The organism is Nocardia sp. NBC_01329 (assembly GCF_035956715.1).
GTDB lineage: Bacteria > Actinomycetota > Actinomycetes > Mycobacteriales > Mycobacteriaceae > Nocardia.
In genome coordinates this window covers 5039776-5065025 of record NZ_CP108381.1, presented here as the reverse complement: position 1 = coordinate 5065025, position 25250 = coordinate 5039776, and the positions used below count along the sequence as shown (strand labels likewise).

The 25250-nt window shown below is 67.5% G+C and carries 22 protein-coding genes; 16 read left to right on the top strand and 6 right to left on the bottom strand.

Features of this window, described 5'->3' with window-relative positions:
- The first annotated feature begins 3 nt into the window (after positions 1-3).
- From OG405_RS22895 to OG405_RS22885, 3 genes are all read left to right on the top strand, one after another.
- Positions 4-378, top strand: coding sequence for a DUF742 domain-containing protein (locus OG405_RS22895; protein WP_030522783.1), 375 nt, complete (start codon positions 4-6; stop codon positions 376-378).
- Entirely contained in the window at positions 359-961 is a 603-nt protein-coding gene (locus OG405_RS22890) for a GTP-binding protein (RefSeq protein WP_327148515.1), read from the top strand. The genes OG405_RS22895 and OG405_RS22890 overlap by 20 nt, the downstream gene beginning before the upstream one ends.
- Before the next feature lie 73 nt (positions 962-1034).
- Positions 1035-2567 (top strand): carboxyl transferase domain-containing protein, encoded by a 1533-nt coding sequence (locus tag OG405_RS22885; RefSeq protein WP_327148514.1) that lies wholly within the window; start codon positions 1035-1037, stop codon positions 2565-2567.
- A gap of 33 nt (positions 2568-2600) precedes the next feature.
- Here OG405_RS22885 and OG405_RS22880 read toward each other — a convergent pair whose 3' ends face one another.
- Together OG405_RS22880 and OG405_RS22875 are read right to left on the bottom strand one after the other, a co-directional pair.
- A complete protein-coding gene (locus OG405_RS22880) occupies positions 2601-3149 on the bottom strand; it encodes a hypothetical protein (protein ID WP_327148513.1) in 549 nt (182 codons plus the stop codon).
- A complete protein-coding gene (locus tag OG405_RS22875) occupies positions 3146-3424 on the bottom strand; it encodes a helix-turn-helix transcriptional regulator (protein ID WP_084480478.1) in 279 nt (92 codons plus the stop codon). Before OG405_RS22875 ends, OG405_RS22880 begins: the two co-directional genes overlap by 4 nt.
- A gap of 117 nt (positions 3425-3541) precedes the next feature.
- Here OG405_RS22875 and OG405_RS22870 point away from each other — a divergent pair, with 117 nt between their 5' ends.
- The 6 genes from OG405_RS22870 to OG405_RS22845 all read left to right on the top strand — a co-directional run bounded on the left by OG405_RS22870 (position 3542) and on the right by OG405_RS22845 (position 9648).
- Positions 3542-4399 (top strand): aldo/keto reductase, encoded by an 858-nt coding sequence (locus OG405_RS22870; protein WP_327148512.1) that lies wholly within the window; start codon positions 3542-3544, stop codon positions 4397-4399.
- A gap of 558 nt (positions 4400-4957) precedes the next feature.
- On the top strand, positions 4958-5683 hold the full coding sequence (locus tag OG405_RS22865; protein WP_327148511.1) for an enoyl-CoA hydratase: 726 nt from the start codon (positions 4958-4960) through the stop codon (positions 5681-5683).
- Complete coding sequence (locus tag OG405_RS22860) at positions 5683-6828, top strand: MBL fold metallo-hydrolase (protein WP_327152452.1); 1146 nt, start codon at positions 5683-5685, stop codon at positions 6826-6828. The genes OG405_RS22865 and OG405_RS22860 overlap by 1 nt, the downstream gene beginning before the upstream one ends.
- 33 nt (positions 6829-6861) lie before the next feature.
- A complete protein-coding gene (locus tag OG405_RS22855) occupies positions 6862-7107 on the top strand; it encodes an antitoxin (RefSeq protein WP_327148510.1) in 246 nt (81 codons plus the stop codon).
- Positions 7108-7157: 50 nt separating this feature from the next.
- Positions 7158-9380 (top strand): ATP-dependent DNA ligase, encoded by a 2223-nt coding sequence (locus tag OG405_RS22850; protein WP_327148509.1) that lies wholly within the window; start codon positions 7158-7160, stop codon positions 9378-9380.
- Positions 9381-9465: 85 nt separating this feature from the next.
- Complete coding sequence (locus tag OG405_RS22845; RefSeq protein WP_058853851.1) at positions 9466-9648, top strand: antitoxin; 183 nt, start codon at positions 9466-9468, stop codon at positions 9646-9648.
- Positions 9649-9697: 49 nt separating this feature from the next.
- On the opposite strand, the gene OG405_RS22840 is transcribed toward OG405_RS22845, so the two are convergent.
- Together OG405_RS22840 and OG405_RS22835 are read right to left on the bottom strand one after the other, a co-directional pair.
- The gene (locus OG405_RS22840) at positions 9698-10432 is read right to left on the bottom strand and encodes an energy-coupling factor transporter transmembrane protein EcfT (RefSeq protein WP_327148508.1); all 735 of its coding nucleotides are present in this window, start codon (positions 10430-10432) and stop codon (positions 9698-9700) included.
- The gene (locus OG405_RS22835; RefSeq protein ID WP_327152451.1) at positions 10429-12576 is read right to left on the bottom strand and encodes an ATP-binding cassette domain-containing protein; all 2148 of its coding nucleotides are present in this window, start codon (positions 12574-12576) and stop codon (positions 10429-10431) included. The genes OG405_RS22840 and OG405_RS22835 overlap by 4 nt, the downstream gene beginning before the upstream one ends.
- Positions 12577-12827: 251 nt before the next feature.
- On the opposite strand from OG405_RS22835, the gene OG405_RS22830 reads away from it, so the two are divergent.
- On the top strand, positions 12828-13742 hold the full coding sequence (locus tag OG405_RS22830; protein WP_442790593.1) for a cation diffusion facilitator family transporter: 915 nt from the start codon (positions 12828-12830) through the stop codon (positions 13740-13742).
- A gap of 41 nt (positions 13743-13783) precedes the next feature.
- Positions 13784-14836 carry an AraC family transcriptional regulator gene (locus OG405_RS22825; protein ID WP_327148507.1) on the top strand — a complete coding sequence of 351 codons (1053 nt, stop codon included), beginning with the start codon at positions 13784-13786 and terminating at the stop codon, positions 14834-14836.
- Positions 14837-14843: 7 nt separating this feature from the next.
- Here the strand turns inward: OG405_RS22825 and OG405_RS22820 are convergent, their stop codons facing one another.
- Both OG405_RS22820 and OG405_RS22815 read right to left on the bottom strand, forming a co-directional pair.
- Positions 14844-15620 (bottom strand): metallophosphoesterase, encoded by a 777-nt coding sequence (locus tag OG405_RS22820; RefSeq protein ID WP_327148506.1) that lies wholly within the window; start codon positions 15618-15620, stop codon positions 14844-14846.
- Between the two features lie 226 nt (positions 15621-15846).
- Positions 15847-16593, bottom strand: a complete 747-nt coding sequence (locus OG405_RS22815) for an RluA family pseudouridine synthase (protein WP_327148505.1) — start codon at positions 16591-16593, stop codon at positions 15847-15849.
- Positions 16594-16881: 288 nt separating this feature from the next.
- On the opposite strand from OG405_RS22815, the gene OG405_RS22810 reads away from it, so the two are divergent.
- From OG405_RS22810 to narI, 5 genes are all read left to right on the top strand, one after another.
- Positions 16882-18120, top strand: a complete 1239-nt coding sequence (locus tag OG405_RS22810; RefSeq protein WP_327148504.1) for a nitrate/nitrite transporter — start codon at positions 16882-16884, stop codon at positions 18118-18120.
- Between the two features lie 83 nt (positions 18121-18203).
- On the top strand, positions 18204-21899 hold the full coding sequence (locus tag OG405_RS22805; protein ID WP_327148503.1) for a nitrate reductase subunit alpha: 3696 nt from the start codon (positions 18204-18206) through the stop codon (positions 21897-21899).
- Positions 21899-23575: a nitrate reductase subunit beta gene (narH, locus tag OG405_RS22800; protein ID WP_327148502.1), complete on the top strand. Its 1677-nt coding sequence runs from the start codon at positions 21899-21901 to the stop codon at positions 23573-23575. The genes OG405_RS22805 and narH overlap by 1 nt, the downstream gene beginning before the upstream one ends.
- On the top strand, positions 23572-24420 hold the full coding sequence (gene narJ, locus OG405_RS22795; protein ID WP_327148501.1) for a nitrate reductase molybdenum cofactor assembly chaperone: 849 nt from the start codon (positions 23572-23574) through the stop codon (positions 24418-24420). Before narH ends, narJ begins: the two co-directional genes overlap by 4 nt.
- Positions 24417-25181 (top strand): respiratory nitrate reductase subunit gamma, encoded by a 765-nt coding sequence (narI, locus tag OG405_RS22790; RefSeq protein ID WP_327148500.1) that lies wholly within the window; start codon positions 24417-24419, stop codon positions 25179-25181. The genes narJ and narI overlap by 4 nt, the downstream gene beginning before the upstream one ends.
- The last annotated feature ends 69 nt before the right edge of the window (positions 25182-25250 follow it).

Below are 25250 nucleotides of genomic sequence, written 5' to 3'. Positions count from 1 at the left end.
GGGATGGACATAGAGGATCACCGCGTGGGAGGCTCCGAGCCCAGTCTCGTGCGTCCGTACTCGCTGACCGCCGGTCGTACCCGACCGAAGGTGGAGTTGGCGCTCGAGGCTCTTGTCGCGTCCCATCCCATATCGCTCGAACGCCAGTACGAACTGAGCAATATCGAAAACTCGATAGTCGAGTTGTGCAGGGAGTCGCCGTCGGTCGCCGAACTAGCGGCTCGACTGGGTATACCGATCGGGGTGGCGCGTGTACTTGTAGCGGACCTGATCGAAGCCGGGCATGTCCGCGTTTCGGCGACATTGAAAGACGATTCCAGCGACGATGAACGTCGCGAGCTGATCGAAAGGGTTCTCAGTGGACTCCGGCGTATATGATTCGACGGCACAGGTCGATACCCGCCAGACCAAGCCGACTTCGGCGAAGATCGTGGTCGCAGGTGGGTTCGGCGTGGGCAAAACGACGCTGGTGGGGGCAGTTTCGGAAATCGTCCCGTTGAGAACCGAGGCTTTGGTGACCAACGCCAGCGCCGGAATCGACAGTCTCGCGGGTATCGAGAGCAAATCCACCACCACGGTGGCCATGGACTTCGGCCGGATCAGCCTGGCCGAGGACCTGGTGCTGTACCTGTTCGGCACCCCGGGCCAGTACCGCTTCTGGTTCATGTGGGACGACCTCATCCGCGGTGCGATCGGTGCGGTAGTGCTGATCGACACCCGGCGGCTCGAGGACAGTTTCGCGGCGGTCGACTACTTCGAGGCGCGCAACCTACCGTTCCTCGTGGCGCTCAACCAGTTCGACGATGCCCCGATGTATCCGATCGAGGATATCCGGCAGGCGCTGGCCGTCCCGGCCGATGTGCCTATCATGCCGATCGACGCGCGGCGCCGGGAACCCGCCAAGGAAGCGCTGGTCCGGTTGACCGAATACGCGTTGCAGAAGGTCACCCAGGGCTACTGATCCGGCTGCCCGGCATACTGGTCGGCGTGCCGGTGTGGAAAGACGCGGTGCCGGGCGCACCGGGGCGGCTCCGATGACGCCGCCGCGGATCGGTTCCCGGCAACTGCTCGAAACGCTGCTGGATCCGGATTCCTTCGTGAGCTGGGATTCTGCGCCATTGGACGTAGCGCGGACCGGTACCTACCGGTCCGCGCTCACTCGCGCGAGCGAGGCGGCGGGCACCGACGAATCGGTGCTCACCGGTGAGGGTCTGTTGCGCGGGCGGCGGGTCGCTGTCATCGCGTGCGAGTTCGGATTCCTGGCCGGGTCGGTGGGTGTCGCCGCGGCCGAACGGGTCGTCACCGCCGTGGAGCGCGCTACCGAACTGGGGCTGCCGCTGGTCGCCTCGCCCACCTCGGGCGGTACCAGGATGCAGGAGGGCACCCTCGCCTTCGTGCAGATGGTGAAGATCGCCGGGGCGGTGACGGTCCACAAAGCGGCCGGTCACCCCTATGTGGTGTATTTGCGAAACCCGACCATGGGCGGCGTATTCGCCTCATGGGGGTCGCTCGGGCATATCACCTTCGCGGAGCCGGGCGCGCTCATCGGGTTTCTCGGGCCGCGGGTGTACGAGGCGCTCTACGGTCATCCGTTTCCCGAAGGGGTGCAGACCGCGGAGAACCTGTACCGCAACGGGGTGATCGACGGTGTCGTCGAGGTCCGCGTGTTCCGTCGGATCGCGCATCGGGCACTGAGCGTCTTCAGTGGAATCCCACGGCTGTCGGATGAGACGAAATACGCTGCCGCCCTGGCGGTCCGGTCCGCCGTCCCTGCCGTCGGCGCCTGGGAATCGGTGCTCGCGTCCCGGCGGCCGGATCGGCCGGGGCTGCGTGAACTGTTACGCCGGACGACGCAGCGGGTGCCACTCAGCGGCACCGGTCAGGGTGAGACGGATCGGACCGTGGTTCTTGCGCTGGCACGCTTCCACGGTCGGCCGTGTGTGGTGTTCGGGCACGATCGTGCCCATCAGGATCCCGAGCACACCATGGGACCGGCGGCGCTGCGCGAAGCGCGCCGCAGTATGCAGCTCGCCGCCGAACTCGGGCTACCGCTGGTGCTTGTGATCGATACGATCGGCGCCGCACTGTCCAAGGAAGCCGAGGAACGCGGTCTGGCTCCCGAGATCGCGCGGTGCCTGGCCGATCTGGTGACATTGCCGACGCCGACGATTTCGGTTCTGCTCGGCCAGGGGACCGGTGGCGGTGCGCTCGCGCTGTTGCCCGCGGACCGGGTGCTGGCCGCGGCACACGGGTGGCTCGCTCCGCTTCCGCCGGAAGGCGCCAGCGCCATCGTCCATCGTGATACCGCGCACGCACCGGAACTGGCTGCGGTGCAACGTATCCGGTCGGCGGATCTGCTGGCCGACGGCATCGTGGACCATATCGTGCCCGAATATCCCGATGCCGCGGCCGAACCGGACGATTTCGCTCGCCGGATGGTCGCGGCGATCGCCGGGGAGCTCGCCGTGCTGAGCGCGCGGTCGTCGGCCGAACTGCGGGCGACCCGGCACCGTCGTTATCGGCGGCTGGGCGTGGACGCTCGAGCCGATGGACTCGGTCGAGGGTGAGCTCGCCGGATTCGTCTCCGATGGATCCGACGCTCAGTTCTCCGGTTCGGGGTCGGACCTGGTCCAGGCGAGGATCATGGCGGGCGCGCCGCCACCGGCCAGCAGAGTTGCCAGAATCATCACTCCGCCCGCGTAGGCGGTGCGGGACGCATCGGCCTCCGGGAACAGCGCGCCGCTCCAGACGAGATACATCATGGGAAAGATCGACAGGACCTGGGTGATGGTCAGGCCGAGCGATCGGGCGCGCTCGCGCTGGGCGAATTCCAGTTCGTCCAGGGTTTCGGCCGGTGCGTTGTCCTGGGCCTCGGCGACGATCCGCACCATCGTCCAGGAGGGCAGGAAGACCAGGATGCTCACGCCACCCAGCAGCGGGGCCCATCCGAGCCCGAAGGCGGACAGGACGCCGGCCGTGAACACCAGGGTCAATGCCGCGATCACGGTGATCACCAGAGCTCGGCGGCGCCGGGTGGTGCGCCAGCCGGGGAGCATTCCGGCGATCTGCTTCTCCCGCACCAGCCAGCGTCGGATTCGATAGGCCTCGTAGCGCTCGAGCAGCGATTTCGGTTCGGTGGCAGCGGTCATGGCTGCTGTCCTTTCTCGCGGGAGTACACCTCGGCCGACAGGGGTGTGAACTCGGTTCTGGAGAACACCGCCTCCACCGGCAGCCGGAACACCTCGCAGATCCGCAACGCCAGGTCGAGGCTCGGATAGTGGTTGCCGCGTTCCAGCGCACCGATTGTCTGAGGGTTGACGTTCACCGCGTCGGCCAGGGCCGCCCGGGACATCCGGTGTTCGGCCCGCAGTACGGCGATTCGGTTGAATATCGGTAGCGTTTCCCCGCGTCTTACTGGGCTCACCTAATGAAGTGTTGTAAAAACACAATGATCTGTCAAGTAGTTCTGTCTCCGAACTTCGACCGGACACGGGGCGGGCGTTCGTTGACCTGCCGTCGAAGCGCTTCTACCGTCGAGGCGGTGACCACTAGACGTCAGACGGGTGTAGTTCCTCCGATCGTGTTGAACGACGGGAGCCTGATCCCACAGCTCGGCTTCGGGGTGTTCCAGGTTCCGGCGGACCAGGTGTTCGATACCGTCACCGCCGCGCTGAACGCTGGCTACCGCAGCATCGACACTGCGGCGATCTACGAGAACGAAGAGGGCACCGGCCGTGCCATCCGGCAATTCGGGCTACCCCGCGACGAGGTCTTCGTCACGACGAAACTCTGGAACGCCGACCAAGGCTACGACTCCACGCTGCGCGCGTTCGACGCGAGCCTGAAGCGGCTGGGACTGGACTATCTGGACCTCTACCTCGTCCACTGGCCGGTACCGGCCGCGGACCGCTTCGTGGACACCTTCCGGGCCTTCCAGCGGCTGAAGACCGACGGCCGGGTCCGATCCATCGGCGTCTCCAATTTCCGCATCCCCGACCTGGACCGCGTCATCACCGAAACCGGCGAGACCCCCTCGGTGAACCAAATCGAATTGCATCCCAGACTGACTCAACGCGAACTGCGCGATTATCACGCCGAACACGCCATCGCCACGGAGGCGTGGAGCCCGCTCGGCCAGGGCACGGTCCTCGACGATCCGGTGATCACCCGGATCGCCGACGCGGTGGACCGCACCCCGGCGCAGGTGATCATCCGCTGGCACCTGCAACTCGGCAATGTGGTGATCCCGAAATCGGTGACACCGTCCCGGATCGCCGAGAACTTCGATGTTCTCCGCTTCGAACTATCGGCCGAGCAGGTCCAGGCGATCTCGGCCCTGGACTCCGGCAGCCGCACCGGTGCCGACCCGGAAACCTTCGCCTTCGGCCTGGAGAACTGAGCTGTATCTTCTGCGCCGCCTCCGGCGTCGCGGGTCGGGGCCCTATTAACCCCGGTTCTTCACTCCGGCGCTCAGTCGCTGCGCTCCTTCGCTCTGTCGCTCCAGAACCGGGGCGGGCCCCGACTGGGTTGTTTGCCCCGCCTTCGGCGGGGCGGTCGGGGCCCTCGTGACCCCGGTTCTTCACTCCTGCGCTCAGTCGCTGCGCTCCATCGCTTCGTCGCTCCAGAACCGGGGCGGGCCCCGACGATGGAGGGTGGGCAGCCAGAGGGGACGAGAAGGAGTGTGCTCGGGTGGGCCTTGATCGGCCTGGGTAGGCCGACGACTTGGTAAGTGCTCGAACGGTCGCTGGACTGCTTCCCATCGGGGCTCCCCCGAGCAGGGGCGGGCCCCTGCCGGGCGCCGCTCGGTCGCTGCCCGCTCCGAACCGGAGCGGGTCCGACTGCCTCGGTTGAGCAGCCGGAGCTTCCCGGAGCAGGTCACCTTCCTGTGGCAGAGTGGGCAGCAACGCATCCGTATCGGCGGTCTGTATCGGTATTCGTTCAGTGGGGAAGGACAAACATGCTCGGGGTCAGCCGTGACGGCGATGTCGTCACCATCGAACTACAGCGCGAAGAACGGCGAAACGCGCTGAACCTGGACCTGGTCACCCAGCTCCGGGAGGCGCTGTCCAACGCCCGCCGCGGATCCCGGGTGATTGTGCTCACCGGTCGCGGTCCGGTGTTCAGCGCCGGCGCGGATCTCGACGGTGTGTACTCCACGGAGTTCCTCGATGCCCTGCTGGATATGTTGCACGAGGTCGAGGCCATGCCGGTGCCGGTGATCGCCGCGTTGAACGGCCCCGCGCTCGGCGCGGGTGTGCAACTGGCGATGGCGGCGGATCTGCGGGTCATGGCTCAGGAGTCCTATCTCGCTATACCGGCCGCGAAACTCGGTATCTCCGTGGACCGTTGGACCACGCGCCGGCTGGTCTCGCTGATCGGCGGCGGTCCGGCCCGTACCGTACTGCTCGGCGCCGAGCCGATCTCGGCGTCCGACGCCTACGATTTCGGTTTCGCCAATCGGATCGGCACCCTGGCCGACGCCCAGGGCTGGGCGAAGTCCATCGCCGAACTGGCGCCGCTGTCACTGCGCCATCTGAAACTGGAACTCAACGACGACGGCACGCGGGAGCCTGCCAACAACGAACAGCAGGCCGCATTGGAGGCAGCATGGTCCAGCGCGGACGCGGAAGAGGGCAGGCAGGCCCGACAGGAGAAGCGCCCCGCGAAGTTCGTGGGCAAATGATGAGGCCGCGCAGTGTCGCCGCGGCGGCGGCCGGACTGGCCGGGCTGACCGTATTCGGCTGGGTGGCGCGAGCCCTGGACGGGTTACCGGCCGCGCTGGGGGCCTCGGTCTCCACGATCGCACCCACCGCCTCCGGTGCCCGCAGTTATCGCGACCGCCAGTTCCACAACACCGAACCCGCGTCACCCATCGTCGTGCGCGAGAACCCGGCCGGCCTGCTGTCGATACTGGCCGGAATGCGGGCGGGCCGCCCGAAGAGCGCGGTGCCGCTGGCCGAATCCCGGCAGCCGGGCGCGGCGGCGGACCTCGCGGTCACCTGGTACGGGCACGCCAGTGCGCTGATCGAGGTCGACGGGTACCGGGTGCTCACCGACCCGGTGTGGAGCGAGCGGGTCTCACCCTCCCGGCTGATCGGCCCGTCCCGGATCCACCCTGTTCCGGTCGCGCTGGACGAATTGCCCCGGGTGGACGCCGTGGTCATCTCGCACGACCACTACGACCACCTCGACGCGGACACCATCACCACGCTGGTGCGTACCCAGCAGTCTGTTTTTGTGGTGCCCATCGGGGTCGGCGCGCATCTGCGGCACTGGGGTGTGCCGGAGGCGCGGATCATCGAACTGGACTGGGGCTGCTCTTATTCGCTGTCCACACCCGGCGACGATCGTCCCGAACTCACCATCCTCTGCGCCGAGGCCCGGCACTTCTCGGGACGTGGGCTGGTCCGCAACACCACACTCTGGGCGGGCTGGGCGCTTGTGGGCCCGAAGCACCGGGCGTATTTCGGTGGCGACACCGGATTCACCAAGGCGTTCGCGGCGACAGGGGCGCAGTGGGGTCCGTTCGATCTGACCCTGCTGCCGATCGGCGCCTACGACCCGCACTGGGCCGATATCCATATGAATCCGGAGGAGGCGGTGCGCGCCCACGCCGATCTCTGCCTGGGTGAACCGGAACACGGCGTACTGGTGCCCATCCACTGGGCGACGTTCAACCTCGCACCCCATCCCTGGGCCGAACCCGTCCGCCGACTGGTGGACGCGGCCGCCGCGGCGGGCACCGAGATCGCGGTTCCGCTGCCCGGTCAGCGGCTCGAAATTCGTGACCTCCCGCCCGGGCGCCCCTGGTGGGAAGATATGGAGTGAACACTTCCGCACGGTGACAGGAAGGAATCGGTTATGAGCTTGATGGACAACCTGAAGAATCTGGTCGGCAAAGGGCAGGAAACGGCCGCGAAGAACTCGGACAAGATCAACCAGGCGGTCGACAAGGCCGGGGACTTCCTCGACCAGAAGACCAAGGGCAAGTACTCGGACAAGATCCAGAAGGGTAAAGAGGCCGCCCGCAAGGTGGTCCCTCCGGAGCAGCCCGGCAGCCCCGGACATCCCGGTGGCCCCGGCCCGGGCCCGGATCCGCGTCCGTGATCCGCGGCGCGACGCCGGACGGGGATGTCCGCGCGCGGATGTGATCCGGGGTGCGCCGGAATTTCGGAGGTGAGCCCGGGCAGCCGGAAATCGAAGTCCGGCTGAGCAACCCGGACAAGGTGCTGTATCCGGAGACCGGGACCACCAAGGGCGAGGTGATCGAGTACTACGCCGATATCGCCCCGGCCATGCTGCCCCACCTGGCCGACCGCCCGGTCACCCGTAAACGCTGGCCCGACGGTGTCGCCGCGCCCTCGTTCTTCGAGAAGAACCTCGCCGCGGGAACCCCCTCCTGGGTGCCGCGCCGCACCCAGCGGCATTCCGATCGCGAGGTGACCTACCCCGTCATATCCTCCCAGGCCGGACTGGTCTGGCTGGGCCAGCAGGCGGCGCTGGAGATCCACGTGCCGCAGTGGCGCTTCGACGGTGACGAGCGAGGCCCGGCGACCCGGCTGGTGTTCGACCTGGACCCCGGCCCGGGTGCCGGGCTGCCCGAATGCGCGCGGGTGGCGGTCGGTATCCGGGATATGGTCGCCGAGATCGGGATGCGCGCCTACCCACTCACCAGCGGAAGCAAAGGTATTCACCTCTACGTTCCGTTGGATCGGGCGCTGAGCCCGGGCGGGGCGTCCACGGTGGCCAAGCAGGTGGCGGAGAATCTGGAGAAACTGCTGCCCGAACTGGTAACTGCCACCATGGCGAAGAAGGTCCGCACCGGCAAGGTGTTCCTGGACTGGAGCCAGAACAATCCGTCGAAGACCACGATCGCGCCGTATTCACTACGTGGCCGCCCGGAACCGAACGCCGCGGCGCCGCGTAGCTGGGACGAGATCGAGGACGGCGCGGGCCTGCGACAGCTGCGTTTCGACGAGGTACTGCGCCGGTACCGGTCCGACGGCGATCTGCTCGCGGGCCTGGACCCGCCGCTCGACGATGCCCTGACGAAATACCGGTCGATGCGGGATCCGGCGCGGACCCCCGAACCCGTACCCGCCGCGACACCACAGCCCGGTACCGGCGACCGGTTCGTCGTCCACGAACACCATGCCCGCCGCCTGCACTGGGATGTCCGGCTGGAACGCGCGGGTGTCCTGGTCTCCTGGGCGGTCCCCAAGGGGCCACCGGACAGTCCGCGCCAGAACCGGCTCGCTGTGCACACCGAGGACCATCCACTGGAATACCTGGATTTCCACGGCACCATCCCGGCGGGTGAGTACGGCGGCGGCGAGATGTCGATCTGGGACGCCGGCACCTACCGCACCGAGAAATGGCGGGATGACGAGGTGATCGTGGTACTGCGCGGTAACCGGCTGAACGGACGGTACGTGCTGATCCGCACCGAGGGCGATCAGTGGCTCATGCATCTGATGAAGGACCAGCCCGCCCCCGCGGCCGAGCTGCCCCGCGGAGTGCCGCCCATGCTGGCCGGCAGCGGCGAGGTGGCCGGACTCCCGGAATCGGAGTGGGTGTTCGAACGCAAATGGGACGGCTTCCGGCTCATCGTCGAGATCGACTCCGGTGAGCTCCGTTTGCGCAGTCGGGCGGGCAATGATGTCACCGCGCGCTACCCGCAGCTCGCCGAACTGGCCGCCGACCTGAAAAGCCATCAGGTCGTGCTGGACGGGGAGATCATCGTGCGCGATCCGGACGGCGCGGTGAACATCGCACTGTTGAAGGCGAATCCGCGCCGCGCGGAATTCGTGGCGTTCGATCTGCTCTACCTCGACGGCACCTCGCTACTGCGCAAACGCTACCGGGATCGCCGCCGGGTTCTCGAAGCGCTCGCCGCGACCGCGCCCGCGCTCCGAGTACCGGCGCCGTACGAGGGCAGCGGTGCGGACGCGGTGCGGCGCAGCGAACAGGACGGGGTGGAGGGAGTCGTCGCCAAGCGGCTGGATTCGGTGTACCTGCCCGGAACCCGAGGACGCGCCTGGGTGAAGCAGCGCAACTGGCGGACCCAGCGGGTCGTGGTGGGCGGTATGCGGCGCAGCCGTGCCCGCCCGTTCGCGTCACTACTGGTGGGGATTCCGGCCGAAGATGGTCTGGTGTACGCGGGTCGGGTCGGTACGGGGTTCGGCGATGCGGGTATGCGCGAGCTGGCCGCGCGGCTGCACCGGCTGGAACGGAAGACGAGCCCGTTCGTCAACGACATGTCCGCCGACGAACGCCGCGACACCATCTGGGTGACGCCGAAAGTGGAAGGAACTGTCCGGTACATGGATTGGACCGACACCGGTCGGTTCTGGCATCCGGTGTGGCTGGGCGAACTGTGAGCACCGTCGCCGTCGGTGCTGCGCCTCGTGTCCGGAATTCGCTGGGTACTGTGATGTTCGAGCGAGTCCGAACAAGGAGCAGACGATGGATTTCAAGGGCCTGGCGAACAAGGCATTGGGTTTGGCACGTAAAAACGCGGACAAGGTGGATCCGCTGATCGAAAAGGTCGGCGACGCGGTCGACAAGAAGACGGGCGGCAAATACGCCGGGCAGGTGGACAAGGCGCAGGAAGCGGCCCGGAAAGCGGTACGCGACCAGAAGAAGTAGCGGGGCGCCGGATGGCTCGGCCTTTGTGCGGATCTGTGGCTCCGGCCTCTTACAGCAGGATCTCCAGGGTCACTGCCGAGGCGCATACCACTGTCACCACGGCCAGCGCGAAGGCGTCGTTGCGGCCGGGGCCGGCCGGGCGTGCGGTGAGCTGACCGGTCCCGCCGCGTGCGGTGATCGCCTCACCCAGTTCCCCGGCACGCCTGGTGGATACCGCCATGGCGGCGGTGAGGATATCGATCACCGGATCGGTGGTGCGATGCAGCAGATCGGGTTTGGGGCGTAGCCGGCGGGCGGCGCGCAGGATACGAATCTCCTCCAGCAGTAGCGGGAGTCCGCGCAGGGTCAGGGCGACCACGACCGCGAGCTCATCCACGGGGACCCGTAGTTTGCGTAGTGGGCGGCCGAGAGTGGCCAGCGCGGGAGCGATTTCGCTCATGGGGGTGGTCCACGCGACGAGCATGGACGCGGCCACCAGGATCAGTCCGAACACGACCACTTGTGTGTAGCGCAGTACGGCGGTGCCGCCGACGGGCACATTGATCAGCGCACCCGCTCCGATCAGCAGCCAGAACAGGAACGGCAGGCGGGGCAGTACTCCGAGCGGCAACCGTGCCACGATGCCGATCGCGATCAGGAACACGATCATGATGCCGAGGATCGGCCAGCTCGGCAGGATCATCAGCAGCAGACTGATCAGGAACGTGGCGATCATCTTGGTCCCGGCCCACAGATTGTGGACCGGGCTGGTCACCGGGACCCGGCGTAGCAGCACAGTGCTCATCGCGCACCCCCGTTGTCGATACCGTGCGCATCGCCGCCGCGCAGCCGCCAGGCGGGCTGCCCCGGCGCGGGTTGGTGCGCCGGGCCGGGCGGATGGGCAGGCGGAATGGGCGCGGTATCGGATTCGGTTCCGGGAACGGGGACCGGTGCGGACTCGGTCTCCGGGATCCGGCCCGCGCGTAGGTGGACGGTGCGGTCGCAGATGGTGGCCACATCCTCGACATCGTGTGAGATGACGATCAACGTGAGACCCGAGTCACGCAGGCGTGCCAGCAGTTCGACGATATCGGCGCGACCCTCGGGGTCCAGTCCGGCCAGTGGTTCGTCCAGCACCACCACCTGCGGGTGCGCGGCGACGATGGCCGCCAGCACCACTCGTTTCGCCTGCCCGCCACTGAGTTCTTCGATGGACCGGGTGGTCAGCGCGCGGTCCAGGCCGACGGCGTCGAGAGCTTTGCCCACGGTCCCGGAACCGGTGCCCTCACCACCCCAGTCGGCGACCTCCTCGCCCACGGTCTGCCGCTGCAACTGCAGCCGTGAATGCTGGAAGGCCAGTTCCACCCGGCCGATCTGTTTGCTGACCGGTTTGCCCGCCAATTCGCAGCGGCCGGTGCTGGGCGCGATGAGCCCGGCCATGATCCAGGCGAGCGTCGATTTCCCGGATCCGTTCCCGCCGACGACCAGCAGCGCCTCTCCGCGCCGCACCGACAGATCGACCCCGTGCAGGGCGGGCGCCTCCCACGGTGTGCCGCGGTTGTAGGTGTGCCGGACCCCGCGCAGTTCGAGCAGCGTGTCGCCCATGGGGCGGCGGCGTCGCGCTCGGGCCGGTTTCGGCCAGGCCGGTAGATGGTCGACCATCCGGCCCCCGGCCAGGTGCACCACACGGTCGGCGGCACCGGCGTCTGCCTCGTGATGGGTCACCAGCAGCACTGCCATGGCATGCCGCTTCGGCAGCCCGGCCAGCAGGGCCACCAGTTCGGTGCGCCCCTCGGGGTCGATCATCGAGGTGGCTTCGTCGGCGATGAGCAAGGCCGGTCTGCGGGCCAGCGCGGCCGCGACCGCCAACCGCTGCTGCTGACCGCCGGACAGGGTCGCGGTTTCCCGGCCGCCCATCCCGTCCAGTCCGACTTCGTGCAGCAGGGCGTCGATATCCACCTCGGCCGCGAGCGCGGCGGGCAGCCCCCAGACGACATCGTCGGCGACCAGTACGCCCAGGGTCTGGCTCTCCGGCCGCTGGAGGACCAGCGCTGTTCCACCGAGGTGGCCGAGACCGGCCGAACCGGGCCGGTCGACGGAGCCGCTACTGGGCGGGAGCCCGGCGAGCAGCCGGGTGAGGGTCGATTTCCCCGATCCGTTGTGCCCGACCACCGCGACGAATTCGCCGACCCCGACCCGCAGGTCGATACCGGTCAGCGCCTCCGTCTGGGCGCCGGGATACCGGTATCCGGCGGCGTGCAAGGTCACCGGCAGGGGGGCGATGGGGCGGTGGTCGGCGGGTGCGTCGAGCCGGTCGGTGCCGGGTAGCCAGCTGAGCCGGTCCAGAACGGAACCGAGAACGAACCAGGACACCAGTGCGGTGACCACTGTCCCGATCAGGACCGTGCCGCCGATGTAGAGCCACCACCACTGCAGCACCACATCGGTGAGGTGCAGGACGCCGCGGCCCAGCGGCTCCAGCTGGCGCTGGCGGGAGGTGAGCTCGTTCAATCCGGTCGCGGTGTTGCGGATGGTGTCGAAGAGCAGGTTGCGGGTCGCGGAGAAGGCGAGCAGGAATCCGATCGAGAACGCCCCCCAGGCGACGCCCGCGAGAATCGACAGGCCGGTGACGGCGATGATGCCGCCGTGGCGGCGTTTGACGGTGCCGACGATGCCGCCGATGGTGGCGGTCGCAACCATCGCCATGGCGGCGGCGAGCCCGGCTGCCACGAAGCTGACCAAGGCGGCCGATACCGCGGCGGTGAATACGGCCCGGAAGCGGTAGCGGTGGGCGAGCAAGCCCATGGGCACCGCCGCGACGAGCTGGAGCGCGGCGGCGAAGGGCACGATGGTGCCGATGGTCACCAGGCCGACGGTGACACCGCCCAGTACCGCCGCGGTGGCGAGCTCGATCGGGCGCAGCGCGGTGCCGGGCTCGATTGAACGCAGCGCGGTGCCGGGCTCGATCGGGCGCAGCGCGGTGCCGGGCTCGATCGGGCGCAGCGCGGTGCCGGGCTCGATCGGACCCAGCGCGGGCCCGGGCTCGGGCGCGCCGGGCGCGGTTGCGCCGGGGCCTCGGTCCGGTTCGCCGGGGCGGGTGGCTGCGGACTGGTCACTCACGAACTCAAGTCTGCCAGCCGGGCGGGTGGGCGCGAATCGAAGGTATTGCAAGCATGCGCATTGACGCATATGTTTGTCGGGTGGGACATGATCATACGCATCACGTATCACCGGAGAGCGCCTCCGGGAAGTATGTCGGCCGGCTGGCTCTGGCACTGGCCATCGGCATGGGATTCATGCTGATCGAGCTGGTGGTCGCCCTGACCACCGGTTCGCTGGCGCTGCTGTCGGATGCCGCTCATATGCTCACCGACGTCGTGGGAATCGCCATGGCGCTGTCGGCGATCATGCTGGCCCGAAATACCCGCCCCAGCTACACCCGTACTTTCGGCTACTACCGCGCCGAGGTGATCGCCGCGCTGGCCAATGCCGTGCTGCTGTTCGCGGTCGCTGGATATGTGTTGGTCGAAGCGTTGCGCCGGTTCGGCGAGCCGCCGGAGGTACCCGGCGGCCCGGTACTGGCCGCCGGTGCGATCGGCCTGGTGGCCAATATCACGGCCTTCCTGCTGCTGCGCCGGGGCGCCGAGGAGAGCCTCAATGTGCGCGGGGCCTATCTCGAGGTGCTGGCCGATATGGTCGGTTCGTTCGGTGTCCTGGTGTCCGCCGCGATCACGTTGACCACCGGCTGGCTCTACGCGGATATGATCGTCGGCGTCGCTATCGGCCTCTGGGTACTGCCCCGCACCTATCTGCTGGCGCGGCGATCGCTGCGCATCCTGTTCCAGCACAGTCCCGAAGAACTCGATGTCGAGCGGGTGGCGGACGAACTGGCCGCCGTCCCCGGGGTCCGCGATGTCCACGATCTGCACGTCTGGACTCTGACCTCGGGCATGGAGGTCGCCTCGGCCCATATCACCACCACGGGCACGGACTCCGGGGACGAGATCCTGCGCGCGGCCCAGCGGCTGCTGGCCGAGCGATTCCATATCCAGCACGCGACCCTGCAGGTCGAGACCACCGATACCGCCCGACGCTGCGCTGAGCTCTCCTGGTGACCCCATAACTCTCAATCGAGATATTCGGCCATAATGTCGGCATGGTGCAGAGTCCGTCGATTCGGGACTGGGACTTCCCGCGTGGAGTCGCCAGTGTCGCGCTCATGGCCGCATACGGCGCCGAGCACGGAGTCCCCCTATCGGCGCTGCTGCGCGGTACCGACCTCACCGAAGCCCGGCTGCACGATCCGGACGCTCAGATCGACGCGCACACCGAACTCGCGGTGGTCCGCAACCTGGTCCGCGAACTGGACCGTCCCGGAATGGGAGTCGAGGTGGGCCGGCGCTATCGGATCACCACCTTCGGGATCTTCGGGTTCGCCTGCGTCAGCAGCCCGACACTGGCCGAGGCCATCGATTTCGCCCTGCGCTACCTCGAACTGAGTTTCACCTTCTGCCTACCGGTGACCCAGTGGGAGGACGGTGAATTCATCGGCCGCATCCATGACGAATCGGTGCCCGCCGATGTCCGTCAGTTCCTGGTCGAACGGGACGTGACGGCCATGCACCAGGTGATGAGCGATCTGCTCGGTCGCCATCTGGCCTTGTTGCGCGCCGAATTCCGATTCCCCGAGCCGTCCTACGCCGACCTGATCGCCCAGGTGACCGTGGCCCGGCCGCGATTCGGGCAACCGCACAACCTGGTGGCGATCGATCCGTCGATCCTCGATCAGCCGCTACCACAGGCCAACGAGCACACCCTCGCCATCTGTCTGGCCCAGTGCCGGGACCTGGTGCACCGGCGGCGGGCGCGGACCGGGATCGCCGCGGAGGTCCGGGCCCGGCTGGTGCCCCGTGGCGGTATGGACGGCCTCGCCGCGCCACCCGGTATCGATACGGTGGCCGCCGATCTGAACCTGAGCACCCGCACCCTGCGCCGCCACCTCGACGCGGCCGGTACGAGCTACCGTGCGTTGCTCGACGAGGTACGCCAAGCCCTGGCCGAGGAGATGCTGACCACCACACCGCTGTCGGTGAGCGATGTGGCGATCCGGCTCGGCTACGCGGAGGCCTCGACCTTCATCTACGCGTTCCGGCGCTGGACCGGCGGCACCCCCGCCGCCTACCGCCGCACCCGCGCCGGCCGGTACTGACCGGCGATCAGTACGGGGTTCCGATCCAGCCGCCCATCGGGACCGAACGGAAATGCGTGATCAGCCGGTGGTTGTCGTCGACCACATGCAGTGCGACCGCCGGATCCGGCGCGTAGTCCATCACCCGCTCGGGTGGCGCCAACTCCCATTCACCGCCCAGCACCGACGCGGTACTCGGCCCCATGAGCAGCGGGCGGCCGGCGAACGTGGCGACCGCGGCGGTATGCGCGTGTCCGGCCAGGATTCCGATGATCCGCTCGTCCGCGGCGACCACCGCGGCCAGCCGCTCCGGGCCGGCCAGGGCGATGGAATCCACGACCGGGCTGTGCAGGAAAACCGGCGGATGATGCAGCGCCAAAAGAACAGCATCGTCGGGAGGGGTTTCGGCGAGTGCGTTGTGCAACCAGTCGTAGGTATTGTCGGTCAGCCGCCCGGCCGACCGACCGGGGACACTGGAGTCCAGCAAGATCGACGTCAGGCCACCGACCCGGTGCACATGATTGATGGGGTCGTCGGTCGGGGGAACTCCCAGCAGCACCTCACGGAACGCGGCGCGGTCGTCGTGATTACCCGGAATCGCGAGAACCGGCAGATCGGCCTGGAGCGCCGACCGGGCCTCGGCATACTGCTCGGGCTTCCCGGCTTCGGTGATATCGCCGGTCACCACGATCACATCGGGGCGCCGCCGCAGATCCGCGAGATAGGCCATGACCCGTTGCGCACGTTCCACGTTGCGGGTACCGAGATCGAAATGTGTATCGCTGACCTGGGCCACCAGGATCATCGGGCCTCCTGTGTCCGACTGCGCGCCTCGGGCGCGCCTCGACCCTTCCAAGGGTCTCGTAGGACTCGACACCGTGTGGGTCCCGGTCGGTGCTGGGTCCATCAGCCAGCTTAGGGGAGGAGACCGGCAGAAATGTTACGGGTATGAGGGAGGCCACCGGCGGCGTGCGCTGGGCGAGGTGTGGCCGCGGTCGCGTGGCTATCCGGGGTCCACGGAATCCGCGAGGTCACCCGGGTTCGGGTAGCGCCGGCGGTGGGACCGGTAACGGCGACCAGAAGTCGTCACCGGGTGGGGCTTCCAGGGACAGCCGGCCGTCGGGGCGCCAGTCGGCGGACAGGGTCAGCCGCCAGGAGTGCAGATGAGTGCGCACCTCGGCCCCGGAGCGGTCGAACAGGGGATCGCCCAGGATCGGGTGGCCGATCCAGGCCAGGTGTACGCGCAGCTGGTGGCGGCGGCCGGTGATCGGGCGCAACGCTACGACGGTGCGGGCGGGGTGGCGGGCCAGCACGGTGAATTCGGTGGTCGAGGGATAGTTCTTGGTGTTCAGCAGGTCCGACTCGGCGACGGACCAGCGATCGTCGTCGCGCCGGATGGTTTCGCGGGGGGCGGCGACCCGGACACGGTTCTTGCGGCCCACGCTGAGGGGAAGTTCGATGGTGCCGGTGTCGGGGAGTGCGGGGGAGCCGGAGTCGACGATCGCGAGGTAGACCTTCTCGGCGGTCTGCTTGTTGAACTGGCGGGTCAGCGGACCGTGGGCGGCCAGTTCTCGGGCGAAGAGGATCAGGCCCGAGGTCACCTTGTCGATCCGGTGTACCGGGTACAGCTTTTCGCCGTGTTCCTCGGCGGCCGCCACGATATCGCTGTCGTGGCGCTCCCCGGTGACCGAGATCCCGGCCGGTTTGTTCAGGGCCAGAATCGCCTCGTCCTCGGTGAGCAGGCTGCGGGCGCGCAGCTCGGGCCAGTCGATATCCACCGGTCGAGCCTAGGCCCACAACAGATCGCAGCCTGTCCCGCCGGTCACCAGGTGAACGCGCACTGATATCACGAAACTCCCGGAATCCCGGGTGGACCGGAAGTCGGGCGCCGTAGAGGCACAATGGCGGCAGCAGGCCGTGAGTCCGTGATATCGCACCACGGCGGTTCGGGAGGGTTACATCTTCCCGGCCGCGTTCGATGATCGAATCGCCCGTTCGAGCGGGTTGGCGTGGACCAGGTGTCCGACGGGCGCGAGAGCTCAGCCGGACCGATCTCACCGGGAGTGATGGTGGCCTCTTCGACTCCGCGCAACCTCGGCCGCGGCACGGCCGGCGACCGTGCCGTGACCGGCGGGCGCAGCCTGATGCTGATCCTGGCCACGGTGGGGTTCGCGCTCAACTTCTGGGCGTGGGCGCTGCTCAGCCCGCTGGCGCCGCGGTTGCGCGACGAACTCGGACTGAACTCCTTCCAGGAGGCGCTCGTGGTCGCCGTTCCGGTGATCGTGGGTTCGCTGGGGCGGATCCCGGTCGGCGCGCTGGCCGACCGCTACGGCGGGCGCCTGATGTTCCCGGTGGTCTCGCTGATCACCGTGCTTCCGGTGCTGTTCCTGGGGCTGGTCGGGCATTCGGCACTGGCGACGCTGCTGATCGGCGGTTTCCTCCTCGGTGTGGGTGGCACGGTCTTCGCGGTCGGTGTGCCGTTCGTGAGCGCGTGGTTCCCGCCGGAGAAGCAGGGGCTGGCGATCGGTGTGTACGGCATGGGTATGGGTGGTACCGCGATCAGCGCCCTGACCACGGTGCGCCTGGTTGATGCGGGCAATACCGCCACACCTTTCCTGTTGTGTGCGCTGGCCCTGGTGATCTACGCGATCGTGGCCTGGTATCTGTTGCGTGACGCCCCCGGCCGCACACCGCCCACGGAGTCCATCACGACCCGGCTGAACCAGACGGTACGCCTGCCGGCGACCTGGGCTGCTTCGGCGCTGTACGCCGTCTCGTTCGGCGGTTTCGTGGCGTTCTCCGTGTACCTGCCCTCTTATCTGCGCACGGCCTACGACCTGTCGCAGACCGACGCGGCCAACCGGATGGCCGGGTTCGTCCTGCTGGCGGTGATCATGCGACCTGTCGGTGGCTGGCTGGCGGATCGCTTCGACGCACCGACAGTCCTGGCGACCACGCTGTGTGTCGTCGTGATCGCCGCCTCTGTCCAGGCCGCGACCCCCGATCTCGCGCCGATCGGGACGATCGCCTTCCTCGCGCTGGCTGCCGCGCTCGGTGCCGGTAGCGGCGCCACCTTCGCGCTTGTCGCGCTGATCGCGCCCCCGGGCAAGGTCGGGGCGGTCACCGGGTTCGTGGGGGCAGCCGGTGGGCTGGGCGGTTTCGTGCCGCCGCTGGTGATGGGCGCCGTCTACGAGACGACCGACGACTACGGGCCGGGTCTGCTGGCGCTCGCCGTCATCGCCCTCGTCGCGCTGCTGTTCACGGTGATCGTCCTACGCCGGGAGGTCGACCACGGCCGGACCTGATCGTCCCGCCTCGCGACGGTGCGATATCTCCGCCTTCGCTGCGGTCTCCGCGGACCGCGTGTACCTGCTTCGAAGGAGGCTTTATGACCCACGCGCGACGTGGCTCCAGTGGTGCTCGGCTCGACGACGGACTGACCGACGCGCTGGTGGGCACTCGGCGGTTCTTCACCCGCGCCGAGGTCTCCCCGGATCGGCGGGCGATGTTCGAGGCCGGGGGTCGGCAGGCGGACGAGTTCTATCGGGACCGCTGGAGTCACGACAAGGTGGTGCGGTCCACCCACGGAGTGAACTGCACCGGATCGTGTTCCTGGAAGATCTATGTCAAGGACGGGATCATCACCTGGGAGACCCAGCAGACCGACTATCCGTCGGTGGGCCCGGACAAACCCGAATACGAGCCGCGCGGATGCCCGCGTGGCGCGGCGTTCTCCTGGTACACCTATTCGCCCACCCGGGTGCGCTATCCGTACATCCGGGGTGTGCTGCTGGAGATGTACCGGGCCGCGAAGGCGGCGACCGGCGACCCGGTGACCGCGTGGGAGACCATCGTCGAGGACCCCGAATCGGCGCGACGCTACAAATCCGCGCGCGGTAAGGGCGGTCTGGTGCGGGCGACCTGGGATGAGGCGACCGAGATGATCGCGGCCGCCCATATCCACACGATCGCCCGGTACGGGCCGGACCGGATCGCGGGATTCTCGCCGATTCCGGCGATGTCGATGGTGTCGCACGCCTCGGGTGCCCGGTTCGTCTCGCTGGTCGGCGGGACGATGCTGTCGTTCTACGACTGGTACGCGGACCTGCCGGTGGCCTCCCCGCAGGTCTTCGGCGACCAGACCGACGTCCCGGAGTCGGGGGACTGGTGGGACGCCGGATATCTGATCATGTGGGGGTCGAATCTGCCGGTGACCCGCACCCCGGACGCGCACTGGATGACCGAGGCGCGTTATCGCGGGCAGAAGGTCGTCGCGGTCTCCCCGGACTACGCCGACAATGTGAAATTCGCCGACGAATGGCTGGCCCCGCATCCCGGTACCGACGGCGCGCTGGCCATGGCCATGGGGCATGTGGTGTTGCGCGAGTTCTTCGTCGAACGTGAAGTGCCGTATTTCGCGAGCTATGTCCGCCAGTTCACCGATCTGCCGTTCTTGGTGCGGGTGGAGGAGACCGCGGACGGCTACGTCGCGGGCAAGTTCTTGACCGCCGCCGATCTCGACGAATACGCCGAGGTGGAGAACGCCGCCTTCAAAACAGTGGTGCTCGCCGCCGACGGCCGTCCGGTCGTCCCGAACGGCTCGGTCGGTCACCGCTACGGCGAAACCGGGATCGGGAACTGGAATCTCGATCTCGAAGGGGTGGTGCCGCAACTGACAGTGTTCGGCAGAACCGCGGTACCGGTCTCGCTGCCCCGGTTCGACACCGTGGCGGGTGAGGACCCCACGATGCTGCGCGGCATACCGGTCCGGCGGGTGAACGGCCACCTCGTCACCACGGTGTTCGACCTGATGCTGGCGCAGTTCGGCGTGCACCGGAAGGGATTGCCGGGGGAATGGCCGGTCGACTACGACGACCCCTCTCAGCCCTACACCCCGGCCTGGCAGGAATCGATCACCGGTGTACCGGCCTCGGTGGCCCTTCGGATCGCGCGCGAGTTCGCGGGCAACGCCGAGGAGAGCAACGGCCGTTCGATGATCATCATGGGCGCCGGAACAAACCACTGGTTCCATTCCGACACCATCTATCGCGCGTTCCTCACCCTGACCACACTCACCGGATGTCAGGGCGTGAACGGCGGGGGTTGGGCACACTATGTGGGCCAGGAGAAATGCCGTCCGGTCACCGGATGGGCGCAGCTGGCCTCGGCGCTGGACTGGTCGCGGCCGCCGCGGCAGATGATCCAGACCGCGTTCTGGTACCTGCATTCCGACCAGTTCCGCTACGACTGGTTCGGCGCGGACAAACTCTCGGCCACACCCGGTGCCGGACAGCTGGCGGGGATGAGTACCGCCGATGTGATCGCGCAATCCGCGCGGCTGGGCTGGATGCCGTCCTACCCCACCTTCGACCGCAACCCGCTGGAACTGGTCGAGGCCGCCGAAGCCGAGGGTGGATCGCTGGCCGGTTACGTGGTGTCGGAACTGCGTTCCGGCCGGATGCGCTTCGCCTGCGAGGATCCCGACGCACCTGAGAACTTCCCGCGGGTGCTGAGTGTGTGGCGGGCCAACCTGCTGGGTTCCTCGGCCAAGGGCAACGAATATTTCCTCGAACATCTCCTGGGCACCGAATCCTCGTTGCGCGCCAAACAGACCCCGGCCGGGGCACGCCCGCGCGATGTGGTGTGGCGGCCCGACGCCCCAAGAGGCAAGCTCGATCTGCTGCTGACCCTGGATTTCCGGATGACCAGCACCACGCTGTTCTCCGATATCGTGCTGCCCGCGGCGACCTGGTACGAGAAGCACGATCTGAACACCACCGATATGCATCCGTTCGTGCATTCGTTCAACCCCGCCATCGCGCCGCCTTGGCAGACCCGCACCGATTGGGACGCCTTCCGGGCGATCGCGGCGAAGTTCAGCGAACTCGCCGGACCGCGGCTCGGGGTACGCAAGGATGTGGTGGCGGTCCCGCTGTTGCACGACACCCCCGACGAACTCGCCACACCGCACGGCCGGGTCGCGGATTGGAAGACCGGGGATATCGAGCCCATCCCCGGTGTGACCATGCCGAAACTCGTGGTGGTGGAACGTGATTACGGTGCGATCGCGGCGAAGATGGGTGCACTGGGCCCGCTGGCGGAGAAACTCGGCGGCACCACGAAGGGCGTGACGTTCGATTTCGGGCCCGAGGTCGAATATCTGCGGCACAAGAACGGGGTGATCCGCGGTGGCCCGGCCGACGGCCGGCCGTCGCTACAGCGCGGTATCCAGGCCTGCGAGGCGATTCTGGCACTGTCCGGCACCACGAACGGCCGCCTGGCCACCGAGGGGTTCCGGAAACTCGAACAGCGCACCGGGGTCCGGCTCGCCGATCTGGCCGCCGAACACGAGGGCAAACAAATCACTTTCGCCGATACCCAGGCCGCTCCGGTTCCGGTGATCACCTCGCCGGAATGGTCGGGGTCGGAAACCGGCGGCCGCCGCTATTCGCCGTTCACCATCAATGTCGAACGCCGCAAACCCTGGCATACGCTCACCGGCCGCCAGCATTTCTATCTCGACCACGATTGGATGACCGAACTCGGCGAGGGGCTACCGGTGTACCGGCCGCCACTGAACATGGCCGCGCTGTTCGGGGAACCGGTACTGGGCTCGACGGGGGAGCTGGGGGTCACCGTCCGCTATCTCACCCCGCACAGCAAATGGTCCATCCACTCCGAATACCAGGACAACCTGTTCATGCTGAGCCTCTCGCGCGGTGGGCCCAATATCTGGATCTCGCCCCGGGACGCGGCGACGATCGGTGTCGCCGACAACGAATGGGTGGAGGCGGTCAACCGTAACGGTGTGGTGGTGGCCCGGGCGGTGGTCTCGCATCGGATGCCGGCCGGAACCGTGTACATGTACCACGCGCAGGACCGGCTCATCGATGTGCCGATCAGTGAGACTTCCGGGCATCGGGGCGGTATCCACAATTCGCTGACCCGGCTGCTGGTCAAACCCAGCCATCTGATCGGTGGATACGCCCAGCTCAGTTTCGCGTTCAACTATCTCGGACCCACCGGTAATCAACGCGACGAGGTGACCGTGATCCGCCGTCGCAGCCAGGAGGTGAGCTACTGATGCGGGTGATGGCACAGATGGCGATGGTGATGAATCTCGATAAATGTATCGGCTGTCATACCTGTTCGGTCACTTGCAAACAGGCGTGGACGAACCGGTCGGGCGTGGAATACGTGTGGTTCAACAATGTGGAAACCCGGCCCGGACAAGGATATCCGCGCACTTATGAGGATCAGGATCGGTGGCGCGGCGGGTGGGACCTGAATCGACGGGGCAGGTTGCAACTCAAAGGTGGCGGCCGGTTGCGCAAATTGTTCACGATCTTCAGCAATCCGATCCTGCCCGCTCTGAGCGACTATTACGAACCCTGGACCTACGACTACGAGAACCTCACCACCGCACCCGCCCAGCGTCACACCCCGGTGGCCCGGCCGAAATCGCTGATCACGGGCGAGGACACGAAGATCGAATGGTCGGCGAACTGGGACGACGATCTCGGTGGCGCACCCGAATTCGGTGATCGTGACCCGCTGCTGCGCAAACTCACCGAGAAGGTGCGTTTCGAATTCGAGCAGACCTTCATGTTCTATCTGCCGCGGATCTGCGAGCACTGCCTGAACCCGTCCTGCGCCGCGTCGTGTCCGTCGGGCGCGATCTACAAGCGCACCGAGGACGGGATCGTCCTGGTGGACCAGGACCGCTGCCGGGGCTGGCGGATGTGTGTCTCCGGTTGTCCCTACAAGAAGATCTATTTCAACCATCGCACCGGGAAAGCCGAGAAATGTACCTTCTGTTTCCCGCGGGTGGAGGTCGGATTACCGACGGTCTGCGCCGAGACCTGCGTAGGGCGGCTGCGCTATATCGGGCTGGTCCTCTACGACGCCGACAAGGTGCTGGAAGCCGCGGCCACACCGGACGAACAGGGACTCTACGAAGCGCAGCGGGAGGTTTTCCTCGATCCCGCCGACCCCGAAGTGCGGCGGGAGGCCGAACGCGCGGGTATTCCGTGGGATTGGGTGGAGGCCGCGGACCGCTCGCCGATCTATTCGCTGATCAATACCTACAAGGTCGCGCTGCCCCTGCATCCGGAATATCGCACTATGCCGATGGTCTGGTATATCCCGCCGCTGTCACCGGTGGTCGATATCGTCCGCGATACCGGTCACGACGCGGAGGATCACGGCAATCTCTTCGCTGCCATCGAGGCACTGCGCATTCCGGTGGACTACCTCGCGCAACTGTTCACCGCCGGCGATCCCGGCCCGGTGAACGCGGTGCTGCGCCGGCTGGCCGCCATGCGCAGCTATATGCGCGATATCAATCTCGGCCGTGAACCCCAGGAGCGCATCGCGGCGGCGGTCGGTATGACCGGGGAACAGATCTACGATATGTTCCGGCTGCTCGCCCTGGCCAAATATGACGAGCGCTACGTGATCCCGCCCGCGCACACCGAATCGGCGCACGGGCTGGAAGAGCTCGCCACCGATTGCAGCCTGGACTACGAGGGCGGCCCGGGAATGACAGGCTCCGGTCCGTTCGGGGAGAGCTCGGGTGGAGTTTCGCCTATCGCGGTGGAGAACTTCCGGATGCTGCGCAACCGGCAGACCGCGGATACCGCGACCAGTGTCGGCGGAAGCGGCCGGGTGAACCTGCTCAACTGGGACGGAAAAGTCCCCGACGGGCTCTTCCCGCCCGAGGGCAGCCCGCGATCCGGCGACGCGGACGAGCAGCGATGAAGGCGGCGAAAGGTCTGGACCCGGCCGCTCGTGCCGCCGCCTGGCAGGTGCAGTCACTGTTGCTCGGCTACCCGGACGAATCCCTGCGCCGCACCATGGATCTCCTCGGCACGGTGGCGGCGACACTGCCTCCACCGGTCGGGGCCCCGCTCAGCCGGTTCCTGGGTCGGGTGCGGACCCGGTCGGTCTTCGAACTCGCCGCCGACTACGTGGCGACCTTCGATCATCGCAAACGGTTCAGCCCCTATCTCACCTATTTCGCCTACGGCGACACCCGGAAACGCGGTGTCGCCCTCCTGCGTTTCAAACAGGCGTATCGCGACGCCGGGCTGAAACTCTCCGACGAGGAACTGCCCGACCACCTGTCCGTGGTGCTGGAGTTCGCCGCCTCCGGTAACGCCGAAACCGGGTTACGCCTGCTCACCGAGCACCGGGCCGGTCTGGAAGTAATGCGTCGGGGCCTGCGCGACTCCGGCTCGCCCTGGGCGGACGTGCTCGAATCGGTCACCGCCACCCTGCCTCCGCTGGCCGGCTCCGAAGACGACGCCGTAGCCCGGCTCATCGCCGACGGTCCACCCGAGGAAGCCGTCGGCCTCGCTCCGTTCACCCCACCCCAGTACCTCCCCGATCCAGTCGTGGCCCGGCGCGGAGCCGGCCCCGCAGACCTGGGCACACCATCCGTCTACTCCGGTCGGTCTGCCTCAGCGGTCGGGGCCCGCCCCGGTTCTGGAGCGACAGAGCGAAGGAGCGCGGCGACTGAGCGCCGGAGTGAAGAACCGGGGTCAATAGGGCCCCGACCCCGCGGCGCCGGAGGCGCCGCCATCAACACCGAGGCGCGTCGATGAACGTCACCCCGCTCGCCGCCCCGGGCGAAAGCCTCACCGCCGGCGACATCCTGCTGTGGGTCGCACTGCCCTACGCTTCCATCGCGATCTTCCTGGTGGGCCACTACTGGCGCTACCGTTACGACAAGTTCGGCTGGACCACCCGTTCCTCGCAGCTCTATGAGAACCGGCTGCTGCGGCTGGGCAGTCCGCTGTTCCACTACGGGATCCTGTTGGTGATCCTCGGCCATATCGTCGGATTGCTCATCCCGGAGGGCTGGACCGAGAGCGTCGGCATCGGTGACGGGGTGTACCACGCCGCGTCGACGATCCTCGGGATACTGGCCGGAGTCGCTACTCTCGCGGGAGCCGCGATCCTCATCTACCGCCGCCGCACCACCGGGCCGGTGTTCTCCGCGACGACCACCAACGACAAGATCATGTATGTGCTGCTCATCGGCACCCTGCTCCTGGGATTCGGCACCACGGTGGTCAACAATGCGAACAACCACCCCCACGACTACCGGCAAACGGTCTCCCCGTGGTTCCGCTCGATCCTGTCCTTCCGCCCGGACACCGACCTGATCCTGGCCGCCCCCATCGGTTTCCAGCTGCACGCGCTCGCCGCCTGGCTCCTGTTCGCATTCTGGCCGTTCACCCGGCTGGTTCACGTCTTCTCGATGCCGATCGGATATCTGACCAGGCCCTATATCGTCTACCGCAGCCGCGACCGGGAACTGGGTTCCCGGCCGGAGCGGCGGGGGTGGGAGCGGATCCAATAACGTGAAGCGCCTCAGAGGAAGTTCCTCACGGCCGATGCCGTGGCGGCCTCGAACTCCATCGAGGGTTTC